Origin of the sequence: Flagellimonas sediminis (genome assembly GCF_010500845.1) — a bacterium.
Lineage (GTDB): Bacteria > Bacteroidota > Bacteroidia > Flavobacteriales > Flavobacteriaceae > Flagellimonas > Flagellimonas sediminis.
Map to the genome: position 1 here is coordinate 302399 of NZ_JAAAMI010000005.1, position 22690 is coordinate 325088.

Here is a 22690-nt window from a genome sequence, read left to right on the forward strand (position 1 = left end):
TATCGAATTTTCAAAGTGGAATTCAGGAAAATGGTGTATCTTATCGAAGTTTTTGGCATTTAATCGTATAATTATACTATAACAAAGTTGGTCCCAAACTCTTAAGAACACTGATGAAAGCCCCCATTTCAAAAATCCTATTCGGCATTTGTATGGTCATTTCCGTCTTCGGAATGGCCCAAAATGCGTCCAAAGACCTAAACTTCAATGCCGAAGAAACCAGCAACTATACGATTTTATTGGCAGCGGTAAAAGCTACCCAATTGGAAGATTTGTTGGATAAATCCGGGCCCTTTACCATTTTTGCTCCTTCGGATGCAGCTTTTGAAAAATTTTCTAGCGAGAAAATTGCCCAACTTATCAATTCAAAGGACAAAAGTGCGCTGAAATCATTGTTGACCTACCATATCGTGGCTGGACAATTGACGGCTAGTCGTATTTTGAGCGCGATGTGCAGGGGAAATGGCAAAGCAAGCTTTACCACAGTCCAAGGGAAAAAATTAATGGCCCATTTAGATGGTTACGATATTGTTTTGACCGACCCCATGGGAAATACAGCACGCATTACCACAGCAGACCTCAATATGAACAAGGATGATGTGGTTCATGAAATTGATAGCGTGATTCTACCTACCCAAATGTAATTAGCGAAGTTCCGCTCCCAACTCCTTTTGATACTGGGCCAATAGTTTGCCCATAATCTTGTCGATTTGCTTATCGGTAAGGGTTTTTTCCTCGTCCAACAAGGTAAAACTCACTGCATAGGATTTTTTGCCTTCTGGAAGGTTTTTGCCCGTGTACACATCAAAGAGGTTTACCTTTTTCAAAAGCGATTTTTCAGTTTTCCAAGCGATGTCATATACTTTTTGGAAACTTACCGAGTCATCCAACAATAAAGCGAAGTCACGGGTTACCTCGGGGAATTTTGGTATTTCCCTGAAAGTTACATTTTGGGTGCTGATTGTTTCCAAAATCGCATCCCAATCAAAATCAGCAAAGAACACTTCTTGTTTCAGGTCGAATTTTTTAAGCTCTTTCTTGGAGACCAACCCAAAAGTGGCCAAGGTGGTTTTGTTCTTCACAAGGCTTAACCCTTCGGATAGTTGATGGGGATGTTGCGGTAGTGCCTCAAGGTCTTTTATGCCCAAGCGGTCAAAAATGGTTTCCACAATTCCTTTTATATAGAAGAAATCTGTATTTTTTGAAACTGTGGACCAAGAATTCTGATTGCGCTCCCCGGAAACATAGAGGGCTAAATGCCTTTTCTCTTCATGTCCGTTCGTAATTTTTTTATAGGTTTTACCAAACTCAAAAAGCTTGAGATCGGTTTTTTGCCTGTTATGGTTGTATCCTACGGTTTGTAGACCGGAAGACAACATGGATGTTCTCATGACAGATAGGTCCGAGCTTAAGGGATTCAACATTTTTACTGCCAGGCTTTCCTCTTGCAAAGAAATAGTGTCAACCGAAACTAGACTATTGGTCATGATTTCATAAAAACCTTTTGCGGCCAAAGTGTTTCCAACAATATCCTGGATCCTATGGTTTTCAAATCTGGAGGTTGTTGCTATGGAGGCATTCAATTTTTCTTTGAAATCGATATTGTTGTACCCATAGACCCTAAGTATTTCCTCAATAACGTCTACCTCGCGCGTGACATCCACCCGATACGTGGGAATAGTCAAGCCAAGCCCTGATTCCGTCACGTTATTGATGCGGATTTCCAAGGAAGACAAAATGGATTTGATGGTATCTCTTGGTATTTCCTGTCCAATAAGGTTGTATATCTTATCGAAAGTCAAAAACACTTGACGTTCCTGTGGCTTTTTAGGATAGAGGTCTACGATTTCAGAAGAAATGTATCCCCCGGTAATTTCCCTGATGAGCAGTGCTGCCCGTTTTAGGGCGTATTCAGCCATGTTGATGTCGATTCCGCGCTCAAAACGGAAGGACGCATCGGTGTTAAGGCCGTGTCTTTTAGCTGTTTTGCGAATGGCAATTGAATCAAAATAGGCACTTTCCAAAAATATGGAAGAAGTGTTCTCAGTAACCCCAGAGTTCAGTCCACCGAAAACCCCGGCAATACACATTGGTTTTTCAGAATCACAGATCATTAGATCTTCAGCGTGCAGTTCCCTTTCCACCCCATCCAATGTTTTGAACTTGGTACCGGCAGCCAAAGTTTTCACTTCAATCTTATTGCCTTTAATTTTAGAGGCATCAAAAGCATGCAAAGGTTGGCCAAGCTCGTGCAATACATAGTTGGTAACGTCCACCACGTTGTTTATAGGGGATAGTCCAATGGCCTTCAACCTGTTTTTTAACCAATCGGGAGAATCTTGAACAATGATGTTGGTAATCGTAACCCCGCAATATCTAGGGGCCAAATGGCTGTCCTTGACCTCAACATCAATTTTTAAAGATCGGTTGTCAATAGAAAAGTTGCTGGTTGATGGGGTAACCAACTCCTTTAGGATTTCCTTTTGTTCCAATCCGGCCTTTAGATCACGGGCCACCCCAAAATGGCTCATGGCATCCGCACGGTTAGGGGTAAGGCCTATTTCGAAAACCTCATCATCCACCACATCAAAAATCTTGGAACAAGGCGTGCCAGGCTTCAATTCTTCGTTCAGGATCATTATGCCATCGTGACTGCTGCCGAGACCAATTTCGTCCTCGGCACAGATCATCCCTTGACTTTCCTCCCCACGGATTTTACCTTTTTTAATTACCCAAGCTTCCCCTTCTGTGGTATACAAGGTGGTTCCGATGGTTGCCACAGGAACTTTTTGGCCTGCAGCTACGTTGGGGGCACCACAAACAATCTGTAACGGAGTTTCTTGGCCAACATCCACGGTGGTCAATTTAAGTCGGTCTGCATTTGGGTGCTGTTCGCAAGTGAGCACATGTCCCACAACAATACCCTTTAAACTGCCCTTCACGGATTCGAATTTGGATATACCCTCAACTTCCAGACCTAAATCTGTTAAAAGTTCGCCTGTTTTTTGGGAGTCCCAATCAATATTCAAAAATTGCTTCAGCCAGTTGTAAGAAATCTTCATACCCCGTTTTTAGAGTGGACAAATATAAAACAATAGGGGAACAGATTCAACGTAAATAATGGTCATATACCGTTTGGTTTGATATGTTGTCGACTGGATTTGTTACATTTAAGAAAAATCTTTCATTATATGAAATGGAAATGGTCCTTGTTAGTGGTTGCTTTACTGGTGGTTACGTCCTGCAAGAAGGATGTGAAAAAAGAACTGGCCCTAGGTGACTGGAGGGCTACTATGGGTGTTTCGGAAGGGCAGGAATTGCCTTTTAACTTTACCCTGTCCAAAGATGAAACTGGCAATTATCTAATGAAAATGTACAATGCAGAGGAAGAAGTGGTGGTGGACGAGTTCTCCTTTAACGGGGATTCCATCAACATACGGATGCCCATTTTTGAGGGATATATTTCCGGAACCTATTCGGAAAACGAAATCAAAGGTAATTTCATTGAAGAAGAAAAGGAGCGTTCCGTGTCGTTTGCCGCAAAATTTGGCAAGCATGATCGATTTGAAGTAAAACAAGAAGCCTTGGTGAACATTTCCGGTGTTTGGGAAGCATATTTCAACGTAAATACGGATAATGAATACCCGGCCAAAGGTATTTTTATGCAGAATGGCAATAAAGTAAAGGGTACTTTCCGGACCAAAACTGGGGATTACCGCTATTTGGATGGAGTGCTATCCGGTGACAGTCTTAAACTTTCCGCGTTTGATGGTTCCCATGTTTTTCTGTTCTTGGCACAGGTGACCGATAGTACTTTGGATGGTAGGTTCTATTCGGGCAGGCATAGTGTGCAGGAGTTTTTGGGTGCCCGCAATGAAGCCTTTGAACTTCCTGATTCTGATAGTCTTACCTATTTGAGGGACGGTTATGAAAAACTGGATTTTTCCTTCCCTGATGAAACGGGAAAAATGGTACACCTTTCCGATCCGCTTTTTAAAGGCAAACCCGTTTTGGTACAGATTATGGGTACTTGGTGCACCAATTGCTTGGATGAAACCCGGTTCTATGTGGATTTTTTGGAAAAGAATCCTGATCTTGATGTGCAGTTTGTAGGGTTGGCTTTTGAATATGCCAAAACGGAAGAGAAAGCATTTGAAGGCATTAAACGGTTGAAAGAGCGCGAAGATGTTCCCTATCCCATTCTATTGGCCCAGTATGGCACTTCCAACAAACAAAAGGCCAATGAAAAATTGCCCATGCTCAATCATATTTTGTCCTATCCAACAACCATTTATATTAATAAGGACGGACAGGTTTCCAAAATCCACACGGGGTTCAATGGGCCTGCCACTGGGGATAAATTTGAACAATTCAAACAACAGTTCAATGAAACGTTGCGGTCGTTGACGGGAGAAAAAGTTGAGGCTAAATAATGGTTGATTTACCTAGATCGATATTCTCATCGTTCATGTTGAAGTTGTCCTCAATATCCACAATGTTATGGGCAATAAAATCGCCCACTTGGCTTGTACTGTGGTGACTTTTAGATTTTAGGTCGATGGTGACAATACCTTTCTTCAATGATTTATCCACCGCTTTTTTCACGGCCCAAGCCTCTTCATGTAGTCCGAAATGTTCCAAAAGCATTGCTGCGGACAGGATAGAGGCGATGGGATTGGCAATATTTTTGCCTTTTGCTTGAGGGTACGATCCATGAATAGGCTCAAAAAGTGCATTCTCATCTCCAATGGATGCCGAGGCCAATAACCCGATGGAACCGCTGATGACACTTCCTTCGTCGGAAAGAATATCACCGAACATATTTTCCGTCAAGATCACGTCAAATTGGGTTGGGTTTAAAATGATCTGCATGGCAGCATTGTCCATGAACATATGTTCCAAGGTCACTTCCGGATAACTTTCACCGATACGGGTGACCACTTTTCTCCATAACCGTGACGATTCCAATACGTTGGCCTTGTCCACCAGGGTAACTTTCTTTTTTCTGGCTTTGGCGGCCTTGAAGGCCAAGTGGGTAATTCGACTGACCTCATCTTCGGAATATTCACAAAGGTCGGAAGCAACGGTACCTTCTTCGTTCAATTTTTTCTCACCAAAATAGATACCACCGGTCAATTCCCTAAAGATCACAAAATCTGTACCTGCAATGATTTCCTTTTTTAATGGAGATTTGTTCAAAAGGGTGGGGTGAGAAATAACAGGCCTTATATTGGCGTAAAGCCCAAGTGCTTTTCGGAGTTGGAGCAAGCCTTGTTCGGGTCTGACCTTGGCATCCGGATTGCTATCGTATTTGGGGTCGCCTATTGCCCCGAACAATACCGCATCCGCTTCTAGGCAAAGACTGAGCGTTGCCTCGGGTAAGGGTGTGCCTTTTTGCTCCATGGCTATGGCACCTACGGGTGCTTCCTTAAACGTAAAAGTGTGGTTGAAGGTTTCTTCTACCGCTTGCAAACACTTCACCGCTTGGGCCAATACTTCGGGTCCAATACCATCACCAGGAAGTAAAGCAATATTAAGGTTCATAAGAAGACCTTTGTTTATGCAAGATTTTGAATGCCAATGTTACTGGTTTCCACAATTTCATGGATATCGTTGTCCACAATTTCCTTTTTGCGGTCAGCATATTTCAGGAAGTTTTCGTAGACTACGTCCAATTGCAGTTTGGTGAGCTCGTAGCCTACTTTTTTGGCACGGTAGGCCAAAGCGGCACGTCCGCTTCTGGCTGTCAGAACAATGGATGATTCACTGACGCCAACATCCTTTGGGTCGATGATTTCATAGGTTTCACGCTGTTTGATCACCCCATCTTGGTGGATCCCTGAACTGTGGGCGAAAGCATTGGATCCCACAATGGCCTTGTTGGGCTGTACAGGCATCCCCATTTTTTGGGAAACCATTTGGCTGGTATCCCACAATAATTTACTGTTGATGTTGGTGTCTAAGTTTAGGTAGGGGTGTTGTCTCAAGATCATCACTACTTCCTCCAACGAAGTGTTACCTGCACGTTCCCCAATACCGTTTATGGTACATTCTATCTGTCTTGCCCCGTTGATTACCCCGGCAATGGAATTTGCAGTGGCAAGACCAAGGTCGTTATGGCAGTGGCAAGACAGGATGGCCTTGTCTATGCCCTTGACGTTTTCCTTCAAATATTTCATCTTGGCCCCATACTCTTCAGGCAAACAATAACCAGTGGTATCGGGAATGTTCAATACAGTGGCGCCAGCTTTGATCACGGCTTCGCAGACCCTGGCCAAATACTCGTTGTCCGTACGGCCCGCGTCTTCGGCATAAAATTCTACATCTTCCACAAACGTTTTAGCGTAGGCAACTGCCTCAACTGCTCTTTCAATGATCTGCTCGCGAGTGGAGTTGAATTTATATTTGATATGGGAATCAGAGGTTCCGATCCCTGTATGTATTCTTGGTTTTTTCGCAATTTTGATGGCCTCGGCGGCCACTTCTATATCTTTTTTAACGGCACGTGTCAATCCACAGACCGTAGCATTCTTTACCAATTTGGCAATTTCTTGTACAGAATTGAAGTCGCCAGGGGAGGAAATAGGGAAGCCGGCTTCGATCACATCAACACCCAGTTGATCCAATCTTTCGGCGATAACCAATTTTTGTTCCGTGTCCAATTTGCACCCCGGAACTTGTTCTCCATCTCTTAGCGTTGTATCAAAAATTTGTACCTTATCTTTACCCATTATTCCAATCTGTTTTTTCTAGGATATACGAAAATAGAGAAGGTAGGGCTAAGATGAAAGGTTGGCTGGGTTTCGTTACAACGTTAAATCACATACTGAGTAGTTTAAAATGCTGAATTACAATACTTTAAATTGATTTTTTTACGATGACAAATGCCCATAAGGACGCGTTGTTCGTGCTGATAAAATCGCTTTCCAAATCGGAAAAGCGCCAATTTAAACTGTATGTTGGCCGATTGGGGGTCAATACGGATGCGAAGTTTTTGGCGCTGTTTAACCTGCTGGACAAGATGCGGAAGTATGATGAGCATCAAATATTGGACAGTGGCATTGTCACAAAAGCGCAGTTATCCAACCTGAAGGCCCACCTTTATAAACAAATTTTGGTCAGTTTACGGTTGAATCCAGTGAATCAAAATGTGCGTATCCAAATTCGTGAGCAATTGGATTTTGCCACCATTCTTTATCAGAAGGGGCTTTATAAGCAAAGCCTGAAAATCTTGGATAAGGCAAAAAGCTTCGCCATAGAAAATGAGGAGAAGAACGTGGCCTACGAAATTGTGGAGTTGGAAAAGGTAATTGAGACCCAATACATCACCCGAAGTATTCCCGATCGTGCGGACGAATTGGCGGTACAGGCCAAGGAACTCAGTGCCCATAATGTGATGACCAGTAAATTGTCCAATCTTTCCCTTCAACTTTACAGTATGATGTTGAAGGTAGGCTATGTGCGGAGTGATGAAGACCTTAATACGGTCAAAAATTATTTTGAGGCTCATTTGCCCAATTACGATATCGATAGTTTGGGCTTCCGTGAAAAACTATGGTTGTACAAGGCCTATTTGTGGTACAGTCTTTTAACCCAGGACTTTTTGTCAGCCTACAAATATGCCAGTAAGTGGGTGGATCTGTTCAATGAGAACAAAACAATGATTCCGCTGAACCCCGTGTTCTATTTGAAGGGAAACCATTATTTGTTGGAATCCCTCTTTTTTGTGAAGTATGCTTCCCAGTTCAGGGAAACCTTGGAACGGTTGGATGAACAGGTGGAAGATCCCAATTTTCCACAGAATGACAATATCGCATCTTTGGCCTTTTTATATATCAACACCAATAAATTGAACCTTCATTTTTTAGAGGGTACCTTTGACAAGGGACTCTATTTGGTGAATATCATTGAATACGGAATCAAAAAACACAAGGAAAGAATAGATGAGCACCATATAATGTTGCTCTATTATAAAATCGCGTGTCTTTATTTTGGCCATGGGGACAACAAAAACTGCATTGTTTATCTCAAAAAGATCATCTCGAACAAAAACCTCAAAATGCGGGAGGATCTGATGTGCTTTGCTCGGGTGTTGAGTTTGGTTGCCCATTACGAGGCCGGCATGGATTACCATCTGGAAGTACAACTTAAGAGCACCTACAAATTCTTGCTGAAAATGAATGACTTACATGCTGTTCAGAAGGAGATGATCAAGTTCTTGAGAAACCTTGGGGAGATTTACCCCTCAGACCTCAGGAACGAGTTTCAAAAGTTATATAACGAGCTGAAGAAATACGAAAACCATCCTTATGAAAAACGGGCATTTTTGTATTTGGACATCCTTTCATGGTTGGAAAGCCACTTGGAGAACAAGCCGGTAGGACAGATCATACGGGAAAAGGCGTTGGCCCTTACCCGTTAATGCACGCATCCCAAAGAGGATCTTTTGGAGGCGGTGCCACAAATTTGACGGTTTCCTTGGTAACGGGATGTTCCAGTTCCAAGCCTCTGGCATGCAGATGGATCCCGCCGTCTTGGTTGCTGCGGTCCGCTCCATATTTCAGATCACCCTTGATCCAACATCCCATGGCGGCCAATTGAGCCCTAATCTGATGGTGTCTTCCCGTTTTCAGGTCGATCTCCAACAAAAAGTAACTATCCAGTTTTTTGATCAACCTGTAATCGAGGATGGCCTTTTTACTGTTGGGCACTTCCTTGGTATGGGCATAGGATTTATTCTGTTTGGGATTGCGCACCATCCAATGGGTGAGCGTGTCACTCTCCTTTTCAGGAGGATTTTTCACCACGGCCCAATACGTTTTTTTGGTTTTTCCTTCGGAAAACAACCTGTTCAGCCTGGGTAGTGCTTTGGAGGTCTTGGCAAAAACCACAAGTCCAGAGGTGGGTCGGTCCAACCGATGGACCACACCCAAGTACACATTGCCGGGCTTGTTGTATTTTTCCTTGAGGTAGTCCTTGACCACATCGCTCAAAGGTGCATCCCCAGTTTTGTCCCCTTGTACAATATCCCCAACGTGCTTGTTGATCACAATAACATGGTTGTCCTCAAAAAGTACCTTAAGGTTGGATTTGTCAGACCTTTGGATCTTTGGATTGTTGGATTGTTGTGTTTCGGGATTGTTAGATTTCACGTTAGGGTTGATTTGAACTTTGAGGTCATTTTGATGATTCCATTCAGTTTTTTGATGAGTTCCTGCGCTTTTTCTTTTGTGATAAATCCCAGATCATTTGAAATTAGAAGTTGTGTTTCCAATTCATACATGGAACCTATTGCAATTTCCAAAAATCTTGAGAAATCTTTGTTCGATTTTCTAGAGCAGCCTTCTGCAATATTTGATGGAACCGAAATAGAAGCCCGTCTTAACTGATTAATGATTCCAAACTTTTCAGTTTCAAGAAAAGTGGTAGTCACCTCATAGATATCTGAACAAAATTCCCTGCTCAGCTTCCATATGGCCAGCTCTTTAAACCGATGCATATTTGTTGATTTAAGGAGGCTGAAATTATTATGTTATCTTTTTACTGATTTTCCAATAATCAAACTATCCAATTGTCCAACAGTCTAGTACGATTCTTCCTCGTTTGGAAAGTCCTTGCTTTTTACATCTTCTACGTACTGGGAAATGGCATTGCTCATTTCGTCATAAAGGTTCAGATAGCGTCTTAAGAACCTGGGATGGAATTCATGGGTCATGCCCAACATGTCGTGGACCACCAAAACCTGACCGTCAACTCCACCTCCGGCTCCAATGCCGATGACGGGAATGGAAACACTTTCCGCAACTTTTTGGGCCAATTTGGCAGGAATTTTTTCAACAACGATGGCGAAGCAACCCAATTCTTCCAACAATTTGGCATCCTCCATCAATTTCTCCGCCTCTTCCTCTTCCTTGGCCCTAACGGTATAAGTCCCGAATTTATAGATGGATTGCGGGGTTAGTCCCAAATGTCCCATAACCGGGATGCCTGCTTCCAGAATCCTACTGATGGAAACCTTGATTTCCGATCCACCTTCCACCTTTACCGCGTGGGCACCACTTTCTTTCATGATCCTAATGGCGGAGCGGAGCGCTTCCTTGGAATCACCTTGATAGCTGCCAAAAGGAATGTCTACGACCACCAAGGCTCTTTTGGCGGCTCGGACTACGGAAGAAGCATGATAGATCATTTGATCTAGGGTTATGGGCAACGTGGTCTCATGGCCGGCCATCACATTACTGGCCGAGTCTCCTACCAAAATGGCATCCACATTGGCAGCATCCACGATCTTGGCCATGGAATAGTCGTAGGAGGTCAACATGGAGATTTTCTCCCCTGTTTGTTTCATTTCCACTAACGACTTAACGGTTATCCTTTTGTATTCTTTTTTCGCAACAGACATTGTCCTCGTTATTTATCAGCTAAATGTAAGCAGATTTGTTTAATTTGGACTTCAATCAAAAAACTAAAGAAATGAAAAACACACTTAGCGCACTAATACTCTTCTTATTAGCTGTTACTATGAATGCCCAGGGTCCAAATCCGTCAGAGGAAGAAACCAAACAAAAGATCAAAGGCGTCATTGAAACCTTTTTTGAGGGTTTCCATAAACAGGATTCCACAATTATAAAATCAACAGTTGCCGATGATGTAGTGTTGCAGACAACGGGTAAAGGTCCTAATGGTAAGACTATGTTCAAGAATGAGGAGTTTTCAGGATTTCTGAAATCCATCCTCAGTATTCCGGATAGTGTGAAATTCGAGGAGAAACTGACTTCCTTTTCCATTCAAGTGGACCGGACCATGGCCAATGCCTGGGTAGGCTATGAATTTTGGGTTAATGGTCAGTTTAGCCACTGTGGTATCGACTCTTTCCAACTCATAGATTTTGATGGGGAATGGAAAATTGTGTACCTGATAGACACTAGGGGGAAAGAAGGTTGTATGGACTAACAATCACTCAAAAACACCCCTACGGCAAGACCTCCTTCGGAGGTTTCCTTGTATTTGGAACTCATATCCTTTGCGGTTTCCCACATGGTGTTCACCACTTTGTCCAATGGCACTTTGGCGTCTTTGGGATTCGTATCCAAGGCTAGCTCCGCAGCATTGATAGCCTTTATGGCTCCCATGGCATTGCGTTCAATGCAAGGCACCTGTACCAATCCACCGATAGGGTCACAGGTAAGGCCCAAGTGGTGTTCCATGGCAATTTCGGCGGCCATGAGCACTTGTTCCGGTGTTCCACCCATGAGTTCCGTCAATCCTGCAGCGGCCATAGCGGATGACACTCCTATTTCTGCTTGGCAACCACCCATTGCCGCGGATATGGTGGCCCCTTTCTTGAAAATACTGCCTACTTCACTGGCCACAAGGAGAAATTGTCTCACGTCATCAAAATTGGCGTCGTGGTTTTCGATGACCATATAGTACATCAGCACGGCTGGGATGACCCCTGCACTTCCATTGGTGGGAGCGGTGACCACCCTGCCCAGTGATGCGTTCACCTCATTTACGCTCAGGGCAAAACAGCTCACCCATTTAATGATCTGGCGAAACTTTACCTCGGTATCGCGAATGCTTTCCAGCCATTCATGGGGATTGGAGTAGGGGACCGTTCCCTTCAGTTTTTGATGCAGGTCAAAAGCCCTGCGCTTTACGTTGAGCCCTCCAGGCAACGTACCTTGGGTGTGACAGCCCACATACATGCACTCCAACATGGTGTTCCATATGCTTTGCAGGCCTTGATCAATTTCTTCGGATGACCTCAAGGAAAGTTCATTTTCCATCACAATTTCTGAAATGGATTTCTTTTCCGTCTCGCAATAGTGAAGTAATTCGTTGCCAGTTTTAATGGGATAGGGAAAGGTTTTGAACGTCTCCTTGTTTTCTTTGGAATGGAGGAGTTCTTCCTTCACCACGAATCCCCCACCAATGGAATAATATGTCTCTTCGACAATTTTGCCATTGGACAATTGTGCTGTAAAACGGATGCCATTGGCATGAAAGGGCAAAAACTCCTTTTTAAAAGTAATATCCTGTGAATAATTGAATGGAATTTCCAATTTTCCATCAAAAAGAATCTTGCCTTCTTTTTTAATCCTGTCAATACTTCCTGAAATACTGTCAATGGGAACTGTTACAGGATCGGCACCCAAAAGTCCCATGGCCACCGCAATGTCCGTAGCGTGTCCTTTACCGGTCAATGACAGGGAACCATAGAGTGATACCGAAATGGATTGTACCTGTTCAAAGACTCCTTCGTCTTCCAATTCGCTTATCCAGCGCTCTGTGGCACGCCATGGGCCTAAAGTGTGTGAACTGGAGGGCCCCACGCCAATTTTGAGCATGTCAAAAACACTGATACATTCCATAGGTTCAATTTACACTCCCAAATATAACATGTTGTACCTAATAAAATTGAGAATTTCGAATTGGGGAAGGCGCAATTTTGATTTTTGATCAAACGGATTCATGTTTTGAGGGCATTACAAAAAATATCCTCAATTAGCTGACACCTTGTCAGATTATTGTCCGTGGCACGATCATTGACATTTCATGTCCGAAGACAATAGAATTTTAAACAGATATAACTTAGATACAATGAGCAAAATTATAGGTATAGACTTGGGTACGACCAACTCCTGTGTCTCTGTAATGGAGGGTAACGAACCAGTGGTGATTCCAAATGCCGAAGGTAAACGTACGACCCCATCCATGATTGCCTTTGTTGAAGGCGGGGAGATCAAAGTGGGAGATCCAGCTAAAAGACAAGCGGTAACCAATCCACACAAAACGATTTATTCCATTAAACGATTCATGGGGAACAAATACTCAGAATCACAAAAGGAAGCGGAAAGGGTTCCGTACAAAGTGGTAAAAGGCGATAACGATACCCCAAGGGTGGATATCGATGGTCGTTTGTATACCCCACAAGAACTTTCGGCCATGATCCTTCAAAAAATGAAGAAGACTGCCGAGGACTACTTGGGACAAGACGTAACCAGGGCGGTAATCACCGTTCCTGCTTACTTTAACGATTCCCAAAGACAGGCCACCAAGGAGGCCGGTGAAATCGCCGGACTTACCGTAGAGCGAATCATCAATGAGCCAACCGCAGCCTCTTTGGCCTATGGTCTGGACAAAAAGGACAAAGACCAAAAGATTGTGGTATTCGACTTTGGTGGTGGTACGCACGACGTATCCATTCTAGAGTTGGGTGACGGTGTATTCGAGGTTTTGGCGACAGATGGTGATACCCATTTAGGAGGTGACGACGTGGACCAGAAAATCATCGATTGGCTGGCCGAAGAGTTTAAGAAAGACGAGGACATGGACCTTAGAAAAGATGCCATGGCCCTTCAACGTTTGAGAGAAGCCGCTGAAAAAGCGAAAATCGAGTTATCATCATCTGCACAGACAGAGATCAACTTGCCTTATGTTACGGCTACGGCTTCTGGCCCCAAACACTTGGTGAGAACATTGACCAGGGCCAAGTTTGAGCAATTGATCGAGGATTTGGTAAAACGGACTATCGCCCCTTGTGAAACGGCTTTGAAATCCGCAGGACTTTCAAAAAGCGATATTGATGAGATCATCTTGGTAGGTGGTTCTACCCGTATCCCTGCGGTACAGGAAGCCGTTGAGAAATTCTTCGGTAAAAAACCTTCCAAAGGGGTGAACCCTGATGAGGTGGTGGCCATTGGTGCCGCAATTCAAGGTGGTGTTTTGACCGGGGATGTGAAGGATGTGTTGTTGTTGGATGTTACCCCACTTTCCTTGGGTATTGAGACCATGGGTGGTGTAATGACCAAATTGATCGAGTCCAACACGACCATCCCGACCAAGAAGTCACAAGTGTTCTCCACTGCAGCGGATAATCAACCTTCGGTAGAAATCCATGTACTGCAAGGGGAAAGGCCCATGGCAGGGGATAACAAGACCATTGGTAGGTTCCACTTGGATGGTATTCCACCAGCACCAAGGGGCACTCCTCAAATTGAGGTAACTTTTGATATCGATGCCAATGGTATCATCAAGGTTTCTGCTACGGACAAAGCCACCAATAAGACCCAGGATATCCGAATCGAAGCTTCATCAGGTTTGACCGAGGAAGAAATCAAAAAGATGAAAGCCGAAGCCGAAGCCAATGCCGAAGCGGATAAAAAAGCGAAGGAGACTGCCGATAAGTTGAACGAGGCGGATGGAATGATCTTCCAGACCGAAAAGCAGTTGAAGGAGTTTGGTGATAAATTGTCAGCCGACAAGAAAAAGCCAATTGAAGATGCTTTGGAAGAATTGAAGAAGGCTTATGAAGGTAAGGACCTTGCAGTGATCGAGCCGGCTTTGAACAAAATCAACGAAGCTTGGAAAGTAGCTTCCGAGGAAATGTACAAGGCACAGGCCGATGCTGCCCAGGCCAACGGTGCAGATACTTCTGCGGGTGCGGAAAGCGCAGCAGGTGGATCGACTGCCGAAGGTGACAATGTGGAAGATGTGGATTTCGAAGAAGTGAAATAATCCATATTTAGTATAATCAACAACAAAAAACCCTGACTCAAGTCAGGGTTTTTTCATTGGAGTTAATTAGTCATCAAGCCGCATTCAATTGTCTGATTTCCATTTCCTTTAATTTTTTCAAGGCTTCGGATTTAGAGTTCACGTTCAGTTTTACATAAATGTTCTGAATGTGGAAATTCACCGCACTGGCCGACACGCAGAGTTTATCTGCAATCATTTTGTAGGTAAAGCCTTGGGTGAACAGTTCAATGATCTCATTTTCCTTTCGTGAAAAAGTGTCGTAACCCTTCGTTTGGAACGAACTGATGATCTTTTTGGCTACATCCAGTTCCAAGGCCACACCATGTTGACCCAAAGCATCCAGGGCATTGAACAACCTTTCCTTGGTCAATGGTTTTATCAGGAATCCGTTGGCTCCCTTCCTGAAAGCTTCCTTGATAAGCTTGAAATCGTTCTTTTGGCTCATCATCAGTACTTTAAGGTCTTCATTCTTCTTGTAAAAATAGTCAAGACCATCAATCCCTGAAATGCCGTTCAACTGGGCCTCGCAAAGGATAATGTCGGGAGTGGTACGTCCAAAATTGGACAACAGTTCATGCACGGATTTGTAAACACCGTGCAGTTCGTAGGTTACTTCATCATTAAAATAAAGTCTGTAAATGGGATCGAGCGCCTCATCATTGTCGATGATGGCAATTTTTAATGTGTTAGTTTTCATGATAAGAAAGATTTGGGGGATGAATTCTTTTACATTATTGCAATAGTAAAGGTTAGCATTGGGCAAAACAGGCCCATTCCACGGCTATGGAAGGTTAAGTTCAGATAAAACCAAAGGAATGCAAAGTGTTGTTGAACAACAACTTACAATATGGAAATACCAAGGCTTAACCAGGTAAACCGGGCACGATCCCAGAGGGATCTAATCAAAAATTGGGTTTAGTCGAGGTGTAGGTTTACCTCTTTGGAAGCTATTCCAAATGGGACTTTGGAATGCCTTTTTTCCGAGTGTTGTAATTTTTTTTCATGACTAATAGATTTGGGATTGTATTATTTCATGAGTCAAATTAGAATTTTTTCTATTTCCATAGAATTTTTTGTAGTGTTTTTCGTTCAACTGCACTTTTGGAATATCGTTATAATGTGCATTTTGTCCGATAAATAACATATAACTTATTGATAGGTAGGGGTGTAAATAAAAAAAATAGGGTGCCGTCCCATCAGCACCCTATTCTTGGTAAAATCGGTCAGATTGAAATAATACAACCCGCATTCTATGATAGACTTTCAGTTCCCCCTGTCTTTCTTATCATGGTCATGAGTGTTTCGATACTCGGCTATGTGAAACAGCACCATTTGACACTTCAGGTAGTTGACCGATTCCGTGTAGTCAGTTATTTGGTTTTCTATTGGTCTTCGTAGGAAGTGGCCACATAGTTAGAACCAGCATTTATTACGGTTTGGAGACCTTTATCGCTTTCCGCAACATCGTTGTAGTCCGCTTGCTTATTGGAACGTCCGTAGGCAACGGTGTATTGTGATATGGTGTTGTTAAATCCGCGGTTTGATACTACGAATCCCATTTTCTTTTCAGGGCTCAGTTGTATGGCATACTCATCACTATTGCTGTTTATGTGGCTTCCAAGGTTTACAGAAGGGGTAAGGGTGTTCTGTACCACTTGAGTGGCATATAGGTCAAGACCACCGAATCCGTCCCTTCCTTCAGATGCGAAGAACAACAGGGTGCCATTATAAATATTGGGATATAGCTCATCCTCTTTGGTGTTTACCTTGGGACCCAAGTTTTTGGATACTCCTAAGCTGCCATCAGATTTGATATCGGCAACATAAATATCATATTTTCCATAGCTGCCCTTCATGTTGGAAGCGAAGAACAATCTTTTCCCATCTTCGGAAACGGTAGGATGCTTGGCGGAGTAATGTTCAGGACAAACGGCCATTTTGGTAATGTTGGTCCATTCACCGTTCACCAATTCGGCACGATAAATTTCATGGATCAATTCTTTTTTGGAGAAAACCCCATAAAGTGGTTTTTGATAAGTGGCCTTGCTGAAGTAGGCAGTTTGGCCGTCTTTGGTTATCGACATGGATGGAACGTATCCTTCTTCTGCGGAAACTCCACCTTCGATGGTATTAAGCATTTCTTTTGCCATTTGGCCAAAAGTGTTTTGGCTTGCAAAAACTGTAACTGAAACTAGTAGGCTGTAAAAGATTGAACGTGTCATGATGCATTGATTTGGGGGTTAATACATGACAAAGATCAAAAAGATTTTAAGGGAATACTTATGAATTTTTCATAGGTTTTTGATTTTAACGATAAAAAGGTGCAGTTTATCGAATATTTTTTATGGTTTTTTGGGTTTAAAAACACCCAGTATACTGGTTAACGGGATTATTGAACGGATAAACGAGCATCCTCGCTCGAATTTCTATGTGGTAGGTATGCGCAGACTACCCTGAAATGGAACGGTGGATAGGGCAATTTAGTGTACCTTCGCTACCGCAGAATTCGGCATATTGGCAAGTGCTACATACAGCAATAAGTTAATCCGAAGTCTTCATCTTAAAAAGTGTCCCATACTGGCAAGCTACGAAAGAACGAATGGATATCACCATAGAAAACATCATCTTGATCGGCTCTGTTTTGTTGCTTATCAGCATTATAGCAGGTAAGACCAGCTACCGTTTTGGTGTTCCAACCTTACTATTGTTTTTGGTCATAGGAATGTTGGCCGGTTCTGATGGTATCGGTGGCATTAATTTTGACAACCCTAAGATTGCCCAGTTTGTAGGAGTGGTATCCCTCAATTTCATTTTGTTCTCAGGTGGATTGGATACCAGTTGGCAATCTGTGAAGCCCGTATTGAGGGAAGGTGTAGCTCTTTCTACTTTAGGCGTTTTGCTCACAGCGGTTGGCTTAGGTTATTTTGTTTATTTGATAACCGATTTTGGACTGTATGAAAGTTTGTTGTTAGGTGCAATCGTATCTTCTACGGATGCGGCTGCGGTATTTTCCATACTCAGAGGCAAGAATTTGGCCCTTAAAAAGAACTTGAGGCCCACATTGGAGTTGGAGAGTGGGAGTAATGACCCCATGGCTTATGTACTGACCATCGCTTTTTTGTCCTTGGTACAACATCCGGAAAAGGGAATATGGTCTGTACTTCCTTTGTTTTTGCTGCAAATGGTCATTGGTGGTATTTCCGGTTTCCTATTTGGAAAATTGAGCAAGATCGTCATCAATAGGATAAAATTGGACTTTGAGGGACTATATCCTGTTCTTACCATTACCCTGATGTTCATGACCTTTTCCGCAACGGATAGAATAGGGGGGAACGGATTCCTGGCCATCTACATCTGTTCGGTTTATCTTGGGAACCAAAACCTGATCCATAAAAAGACCATCATGCGGATGTTCGATGGTTTGGCGTGGCTCATGCAAATCGTTTTGTTCCTCACCTTGGGTCTTTTGGTGTTTCCTTCCCAAATTGTCCCATTTATAGGAATTGGGCTGTTGATTTCATTGTTTTTGATTTTTGTGGCCAGACCTATTGCGGTATTCCTTTCGTTGTTGCCGTTCAGGATGAAACTCCGAAGACGATTCTACATTTCATGGGTTGGATTGAGGGGAGCCGTGCCTATAGTGTTTGCGACCTATCCGCTTTTGGCGGGGATTGATAAGGCCGATGCCATTTTCAACATTGTATTCTTTGTGTCGCTTACTTCGGTGCTCATCCAAGGGAGTACATTGCCCATTGTGGCTAAATGGCTGCGAGTTGGGTTACCGGAAAAGGCAAAGCCCTTATCCCCAACGGATGAACTGCTTACCGAACATCCAAAGGCCCTGATGAGGGAAATCAGAATTATGGAGAATACCCCTTCCGTTGGGCTTAAAATAGTAAACCTTGACTTTCCAAAGAATGCCATTATTGCCATGATCGAACGTGAAGGCAATTATTTGACCCCCAATGGTTCCACGGTAATAGAGGCCAATGATAAGTTGGTGGTCCTTACAGATAAACCTGAGGTTCTTGACAAGGTGTACACCTCACTTTCCTTGTCGAAGGAAGACCTGCCGATGGATTAAATAAGTACTTTTGTACTTGCTTAGAAGTATATTCATTGAAGGCAATCAAAAACATAGTATCCGTTTTTTTGTTACTGGCCATATATGTGTTGGCTTCAGTGGATTATCATCCCAAGGAAAAAGGTTCTTTGTCCACCAAGGAAAACTCACAAGGCTGGTTTCAGGCGGATGATTTCAATAACCACTTTGATCATGGTCTGCTTTCGGACCACACAATCAGTTTTGAGGCCGTTACCTTTCATCCAGCCAATGGGGATACCGATCATGTATGGGCCATTCAAGTGGCGCATATACTTCATTTTAAAAACCTACTTGCCAAACAAGGTTATAGCACACTCCGTTTTTCCATTGCACAACGGAAAATAGACCTATTATACCCCTTTCATTTTTTCTGGTGACCTTTCCGTGGATGGGTATTTAAAATACCTCCTTCACCTTTTAACCTTTTTATAGGTGGATTTTACCTATATCATTTTTAATTAATTATACATTTCCATGGAATTAGGAACATCGATCATGGGGCTATTTGCAATAGCCCTGTTCGTATTGCCTGTGGTAATATTGAACAAAAGCAGAAAAAATAAGGAGAAAGAATTGTTGGTTGGATTGAACGCAATGGCGTCTTCAAACAATAGCCACATTGAAATAGTGGATTATGGGATGGAATTTGCCATTGGTCTTTCCAAATCAAAAAGCCTTGTGTTCTTTTATAAAAAAGGCAAAACACAAGAGGTCAGAACAACCATCCCTTTAAATCAGGTACAAAAATGTGTTCCGGAGTATACCAAGCGCAAGATAAGGACCAAAAACGGCACTGAATCCGTAATCGATAAGATAGAGCTTTTGTTCCATTTTAAGGACAGAGGTTTGGAATCAAAACGATTGGAGTTTTTCAATTCGGAGGAATATTCGCAGATCAATAGTGAAATAGAGCTTATTGAAAAATGGACTTCCTTGATAAATGGATCTTTGGCTGCGTAAGGCGGTAATATCTAAATAATGAAGGCCCTGGGGAATATCCTGGGGCCTTTAAATATCTCCAGGTCAAGGATGGAACAGCTTTTTGACAGCTTTGGGCGGTTCTAGACGATACCCAACATAAAGCAAACCATAAAACTGGTCGGTCTCCACGCTAGAGGCATCATCTTCGTTGTACCAATCCGCGCTTACATTTACATTGATGCCGAATATGACTTTTTCCGAACTGTACCCCAAGTTGATTCCCCCAGAGAGGTTTTTGGTTAAATAGTTGTTCCTTTCCACTTCCTTGGAAGCATCAGTGTTTTGTGCCTCATATCTTGAGGTTTTAATACCCATTGATGGAGAAATATTTCCTGAGAGGAACCAGTTCTGGTGCAAAACCCAAGTATAAAAATAAGTAGAGGCCAAACGGACGTTGAAAAATTTTTCAACCGCGTCCACACTTCCTTCTTTCAGTTTAAGAATGGAATAATCATAATATAAGGAGGCTACAATACTGCCACTACTTTTTCTTTGCCATTCATTTTGATACACAATGTTCCGGTATGAAAAATTGGGATTGAACACATAGGAAGTGGACATTCCATAAATGGAATTACTCAGATCATTGAACTGCAAATAGGGGTCGATGCCCTGGGACCAACCCGGGACAAAATCCGAAGTATTCCGAACATAGTACCCATTGGTCTTGCTGTATGAAACACCTTGAACCCACTTGCCCAAAAAGAACCGGAAATTATAATCGGTATAATTTGTGGAGCCTTTCAGGTCCTCATCCGCATTGGCTCCCAAAAACTTGGGTACCAAGCCAACGCTCACCCCGATGAACTCATAATCCAAAGAAAGGAACATACGGTATCGGCTATTGGGAACCAAATAGAGTTGGGACCCATCTTCGCGGTTTTTGTACTTAAAAGCATCCGTGCGGGTATCCAAATTGGCTTTTAGAATAATTTTATCCGCATAATTGATGATATATGTAGTATCATGCTGGGCTTGTATGGCACCTATCCACATGCAAAGACCCCAGGTCCAACCCAAGAAAAGGGATTTTTTCTGAAAATTGATTGTGGTCCTCATCAAACCACAAGATACACAGCAAATTGCAATCCCGGATTTTTTTCTTTTTATCGGGATTACATCTATTTACAAATGAAGAAAGGGAATATCTTTTCTGTTTTTCCAAAGCAGAATCACACAGAACACAAAAGTAATCAAGGCCAGAATGAAAAGGGTGCCGCCATCACCCTGTACCGCAACACCCAATTTGGTCAGGTGCGAAAAAAGGGCACCGCTCATAATACCAACCCCTAAAAGTCCACCCAACCAAGTGGTTTTGGGAATGAGGAGGAGGATGGCCACGACCAACTCCACAATCCCAAGTCCAATTCTTCCGTAAGGTTCCAAGCCCAAAGTGGAGAAAATATAAACGGATTCCGGTGCTGCTGAAAATTTAAAGAACAAGGTCTGTAACAAGATGACTGCGGGTACCACTCGCAGGGCCAAATTAAGGATGGATTTAAAATTCATGACGATGGATCTTTATTTGATTTGTCCCTTTAGTCGGAAGATTTTTTAAATATTAACGGTATAGTCTGAAGTCTTGTATATGTGACAATTGTGATATTTATCATACTATTTTCATGCTGTCGTGCGTAGGTTTGTGACCAGTATCAACTTTACAGTTATTGGTGCTTGTTCACATTGGCAAAACAGGTGAAAAAGTCATTTACTGTTTAAATCTGTTCAAATGAAAAATTTCTTCTTTTTATGGTGTGTCTACTTGTTTTCTACAACGATGTTTTCCCAAGCAGGACACATTATGCAAGGGGTGGGTTCGGTGAATATGTCCATGGGTGGGGCCGCTACTGCTCAGCCCCTGGATATTTCGGGAGCTTTACATTGGAACCCGGCCACTATTTCGACCTTTGACGACACCATCCTAAAACTGGATGTTGGGTTGTTCTTTTCTTCTCCTGAACTGAGTTCTACTGTTCCTGAATTTGATGGTGAGGGGCAACCCACCGGAAATTTTTACAGCGGCACTACCAAGGATGATCGTGGTGTTTCCCCAATGCCTGCATTGGCCATGGTTTGGGGCAAACCAGAGAGTAAACATACCTTTGGAGCATCCGTTTTTGGGATCAGTGGCTTTGGGGTCACCTTTCCGGAAAGTATGTCCAACCCCATCAACATGCCGCAGAGCATGGGTGGTTTTGGACGGGTGGAATCGGATTACATGCTGCTCCAAATTGGATTGGCATGGGCCTATGAGCTGACCGATGAGCTTTCTTTCGGTATTCAACCTACCCTAGATTATGCGGCTTTGGAATTGATGCCCAACCCAACAGCCAATCCCACACAAGCCGGATATCCATCCACGGACAAAGCATCTGCCCTAGGATTCGGAGGTCAAGTCGGACTCTTTTACAACTCCCATTCGGGTATAAAGGCAGGGGTATCCTATAAAACTACCCAGTATTTTGGCGATTTCGAATTGGATAACACCTATTTGGACGGTACTACAGGAACCAACTCCTTCAATATGGATTACCCTGCCATTCTATCCTTTGGTTTGGGCTATTCCTTAGGCACCATTGATTTAGCCTTGGATTACAGGATTGTAGACTATGAAAACACCGATGGTTTTTCCGCTGTGGGTTGGACCCAAACCGCTTCTGTTCAAGGTTTTGGTTGGAAGAACATCAACATCGTTTCTGCCGGTTTGCAGTACAAGGGCATCAACAAGTTTCCGATACGGGTCGGGTACACCTATAGTTCCAATCCTATAGATAGTGATGTGGCCTTTTTTAATATTCCCGCAACCGCCATCATTAAAAATGCCTTCCAAGTAGGGTTTAGCTACGAGTTCAGTGATAAGTTCACGATGGATGCCCTTTACCATTACGGTTCCAGTGGAGGTTCCACCTCTGGTCCATTGTTGAACCCTCAATTTGCACAAGCATACCCACCTTACGGGGCCATTCCAGGGAGCAAGGTTTCTTATGATATGACCACTTCCATGATAGGCATAGGTGCTTCCATTAAATTGTGAGATAGTGCAAAATAACCGACCTAAATATG

Annotated in this window: 20 protein-coding genes; 9 read left to right on the forward strand and 11 right to left on the reverse strand. The window is 43.1% G+C overall.

Features of this window, described 5'->3' with window-relative positions; translation table 11 throughout:
• Positions 1–113: 113 nt before the first annotated feature.
• Positions 114–644, forward strand: coding sequence for a fasciclin domain-containing protein (locus GTK07_RS12200; RefSeq protein WP_163635512.1), 531 nt, complete (start codon positions 114–116; stop codon positions 642–644).
• Here GTK07_RS12200 and pheT read toward each other — a convergent pair whose 3' ends face one another.
• Positions 645–3062, reverse strand: coding sequence for a phenylalanine--tRNA ligase subunit beta (gene pheT, locus GTK07_RS12205; RefSeq protein WP_163635513.1), 2418 nt, complete (start codon positions 3060–3062; stop codon positions 645–647).
• 129 nt (positions 3063–3191) lie between these two features.
• Here pheT and GTK07_RS12210 point away from each other — a divergent pair, with 129 nt between their 5' ends.
• A complete protein-coding gene (locus GTK07_RS12210; RefSeq protein ID WP_163635514.1) occupies positions 3192–4433 on the forward strand; it encodes a peroxiredoxin family protein in 1242 nt (413 codons plus the stop codon).
• Here the strand turns inward: GTK07_RS12210 and leuB are convergent.
• Entirely contained in the window at positions 4426–5544 is a 1119-nt protein-coding gene (leuB, locus tag GTK07_RS12215) for a 3-isopropylmalate dehydrogenase (RefSeq protein ID WP_163635515.1), read from the reverse strand. The two genes, GTK07_RS12210 and leuB, sit on opposite strands and share 8 nt — an antisense overlap.
• A 14-nt stretch (positions 5545–5558) precedes the next feature.
• Positions 5559–6731 carry a 2-isopropylmalate synthase gene (locus GTK07_RS12220; protein WP_163635516.1) on the reverse strand — a complete coding sequence of 391 codons (1173 nt, stop codon included), beginning with the start codon at positions 6729–6731 and terminating at the stop codon, positions 5559–5561.
• 146 nt (positions 6732–6877) lie between these two features.
• Here GTK07_RS12220 and GTK07_RS12225 point away from each other — a divergent pair, with 146 nt between their 5' ends.
• Positions 6878–8422 carry a hypothetical protein gene (locus GTK07_RS12225; RefSeq protein WP_163635517.1) on the forward strand — a complete coding sequence of 515 codons (1545 nt, stop codon included), beginning with the start codon at positions 6878–6880 and terminating at the stop codon, positions 8420–8422.
• Here the strand turns inward: GTK07_RS12225 and GTK07_RS12230 are convergent.
• The 3 genes from GTK07_RS12230 to panB all read right to left on the reverse strand — a co-directional run bounded on the left by GTK07_RS12230 (position 8412) and on the right by panB (position 10402).
• On the reverse strand, positions 8412–9152 hold the full coding sequence (locus tag GTK07_RS12230; RefSeq protein ID WP_163635518.1) for an RluA family pseudouridine synthase: 741 nt from the start codon (positions 9150–9152) through the stop codon (positions 8412–8414). The two genes, GTK07_RS12225 and GTK07_RS12230, sit on opposite strands and share 11 nt — an antisense overlap.
• A complete protein-coding gene (locus GTK07_RS12235) occupies positions 9149–9499 on the reverse strand; it encodes a four helix bundle protein (protein ID WP_163635519.1) in 351 nt (116 codons plus the stop codon). The genes GTK07_RS12230 and GTK07_RS12235 overlap by 4 nt, the downstream gene beginning before the upstream one ends.
• A gap of 84 nt (positions 9500–9583) precedes the next feature.
• A complete protein-coding gene (gene panB / locus GTK07_RS12240) occupies positions 9584–10402 on the reverse strand; it encodes a 3-methyl-2-oxobutanoate hydroxymethyltransferase (protein WP_163635520.1) in 819 nt (272 codons plus the stop codon).
• A gap of 71 nt (positions 10403–10473) precedes the next feature.
• Here panB and GTK07_RS12245 point away from each other — a divergent pair, with 71 nt between their 5' ends.
• Complete coding sequence (locus GTK07_RS12245; protein ID WP_163635521.1) at positions 10474–10953, forward strand: nuclear transport factor 2 family protein; 480 nt, start codon at positions 10474–10476, stop codon at positions 10951–10953.
• On the opposite strand, the gene GTK07_RS12250 is transcribed toward GTK07_RS12245, so the two are convergent.
• Positions 10950–12374 (reverse strand): L-serine ammonia-lyase, encoded by a 1425-nt coding sequence (locus GTK07_RS12250; RefSeq protein ID WP_163635522.1) that lies wholly within the window; start codon positions 12372–12374, stop codon positions 10950–10952. The two genes, GTK07_RS12245 and GTK07_RS12250, sit on opposite strands and share 4 nt — an antisense overlap.
• Positions 12375–12603: 229 nt before the next feature.
• Here GTK07_RS12250 and dnaK point away from each other — a divergent pair, with 229 nt between their 5' ends.
• On the forward strand, positions 12604–14520 hold the full coding sequence (gene dnaK / locus GTK07_RS12255) for a molecular chaperone DnaK (RefSeq protein ID WP_163635523.1): 1917 nt from the start codon (positions 12604–12606) through the stop codon (positions 14518–14520).
• A gap of 73 nt (positions 14521–14593) precedes the next feature.
• Here dnaK and GTK07_RS12260 read toward each other — a convergent pair whose 3' ends face one another.
• Both GTK07_RS12260 and GTK07_RS12265 read right to left on the reverse strand, forming a co-directional pair.
• Positions 14594–15238: a response regulator transcription factor gene (locus GTK07_RS12260; RefSeq protein ID WP_163635524.1), complete on the reverse strand. Its 645-nt coding sequence runs from the start codon at positions 15236–15238 to the stop codon at positions 14594–14596.
• Positions 15239–15923: 685 nt separating this feature from the next.
• A complete protein-coding gene (locus GTK07_RS12265; protein ID WP_235932788.1) occupies positions 15924–16679 on the reverse strand; it encodes a TolB family protein in 756 nt (251 codons plus the stop codon).
• Positions 16680–17140: 461 nt separating this feature from the next.
• Here GTK07_RS12265 and GTK07_RS12270 point away from each other — a divergent pair, with 461 nt between their 5' ends.
• From GTK07_RS12270 to GTK07_RS12280, 3 genes are all read left to right on the forward strand, one after another.
• Positions 17141–18625: a potassium/proton antiporter gene (locus tag GTK07_RS12270; protein WP_163635526.1), complete on the forward strand. Its 1485-nt coding sequence runs from the start codon at positions 17141–17143 to the stop codon at positions 18623–18625.
• Positions 18626–18660: 35 nt separating this feature from the next.
• The gene (locus GTK07_RS12275; RefSeq protein WP_163635527.1) at positions 18661–19023 is read left to right on the forward strand and encodes a hypothetical protein; all 363 of its coding nucleotides are present in this window, start codon (positions 18661–18663) and stop codon (positions 19021–19023) included.
• A 97-nt stretch (positions 19024–19120) separates the two neighbouring features.
• Positions 19121–19606 (forward strand): hypothetical protein, encoded by a 486-nt coding sequence (locus GTK07_RS12280; RefSeq protein ID WP_163635528.1) that lies wholly within the window; start codon positions 19121–19123, stop codon positions 19604–19606.
• A gap of 63 nt (positions 19607–19669) precedes the next feature.
• Here GTK07_RS12280 and GTK07_RS12285 read toward each other — a convergent pair whose 3' ends face one another.
• Positions 19670–20686, reverse strand: coding sequence for a DUF4421 family protein (locus tag GTK07_RS12285; protein ID WP_163635529.1), 1017 nt, complete (start codon positions 20684–20686; stop codon positions 19670–19672).
• Positions 20687–20752: 66 nt separating this feature from the next.
• On the reverse strand, positions 20753–21136 hold the full coding sequence (locus GTK07_RS12290; protein WP_163635530.1) for a DoxX family protein: 384 nt from the start codon (positions 21134–21136) through the stop codon (positions 20753–20755).
• A 220-nt stretch (positions 21137–21356) separates the two neighbouring features.
• Here GTK07_RS12290 and GTK07_RS12295 point away from each other — a divergent pair, with 220 nt between their 5' ends.
• Positions 21357–22661 carry an OmpP1/FadL family transporter gene (locus GTK07_RS12295; protein ID WP_163635531.1) on the forward strand — a complete coding sequence of 435 codons (1305 nt, stop codon included), beginning with the start codon at positions 21357–21359 and terminating at the stop codon, positions 22659–22661.
• Positions 22662–22690 lie beyond the last annotated feature (29 nt).

Bases quoted from the DNA above. Each gene is read 5' to 3' on its own strand.
- GTK07_RS12295 (WP_163635531.1), top strand. From the start codon at position 21,357: ATGAAAAATTTCTTCTTTTTATGGTGTGTCTACTTGTTTTCTACAACG.
- pheT (WP_163635513.1), bottom strand. From the start codon at position 3,062: ATGAAGATTTCTTACAACTGGCTGAAGCAATTTTTGAATATTGATTGG.
- GTK07_RS12285 (WP_163635529.1), bottom strand. From the start codon at position 20,686: ATGAGGACCACAATCAATTTTCAGAAAAAATCCCTTTTCTTGGGTTGG.
- GTK07_RS12260 (WP_163635524.1), bottom strand. From the start codon at position 15,238: ATGAAAACTAACACATTAAAAATTGCCATCATCGACAATGATGAGGCG.
- GTK07_RS12270 (WP_163635526.1), top strand. From the start codon at position 17,141: ATGGATATCACCATAGAAAACATCATCTTGATCGGCTCTGTTTTGTTG.
- GTK07_RS12290 (WP_163635530.1), bottom strand. From the start codon at position 21,136: ATGAATTTTAAATCCATCCTTAATTTGGCCCTGCGAGTGGTACCCGCA.
- GTK07_RS12245 (WP_163635521.1), top strand. From the start codon at position 10,474: ATGAAAAACACACTTAGCGCACTAATACTCTTCTTATTAGCTGTTACT.
- GTK07_RS12235 (WP_163635519.1), bottom strand. From the start codon at position 9,499: ATGCATCGGTTTAAAGAGCTGGCCATATGGAAGCTGAGCAGGGAATTT.
- GTK07_RS12210 (WP_163635514.1), top strand. From the start codon at position 3,192: ATGAAATGGAAATGGTCCTTGTTAGTGGTTGCTTTACTGGTGGTTACG.
- GTK07_RS12200 (WP_163635512.1), top strand. From the start codon at position 114: ATGAAAGCCCCCATTTCAAAAATCCTATTCGGCATTTGTATGGTCATT.
- dnaK (WP_163635523.1), top strand. From the start codon at position 12,604: ATGAGCAAAATTATAGGTATAGACTTGGGTACGACCAACTCCTGTGTC.
- GTK07_RS12220 (WP_163635516.1), bottom strand. From the start codon at position 6,731: ATGGGTAAAGATAAGGTACAAATTTTTGATACAACGCTAAGAGATGGA.
- leuB (WP_163635515.1), bottom strand. From the start codon at position 5,544: ATGAACCTTAATATTGCTTTACTTCCTGGTGATGGTATTGGACCCGAA.
- GTK07_RS12265 (WP_235932788.1), bottom strand. From the start codon at position 16,679: ATGCTTAATACCATCGAAGGTGGAGTTTCCGCAGAAGAAGGATACGTT.
- panB (WP_163635520.1), bottom strand. From the start codon at position 10,402: ATGTCTGTTGCGAAAAAAGAATACAAAAGGATAACCGTTAAGTCGTTA.
- GTK07_RS12225 (WP_163635517.1), top strand. From the start codon at position 6,878: ATGACAAATGCCCATAAGGACGCGTTGTTCGTGCTGATAAAATCGCTT.
- GTK07_RS12250 (WP_163635522.1), bottom strand. From the start codon at position 12,374: ATGGAATGTATCAGTGTTTTTGACATGCTCAAAATTGGCGTGGGGCCC.
- GTK07_RS12280 (WP_163635528.1), top strand. From the start codon at position 19,121: ATGGAATTAGGAACATCGATCATGGGGCTATTTGCAATAGCCCTGTTC.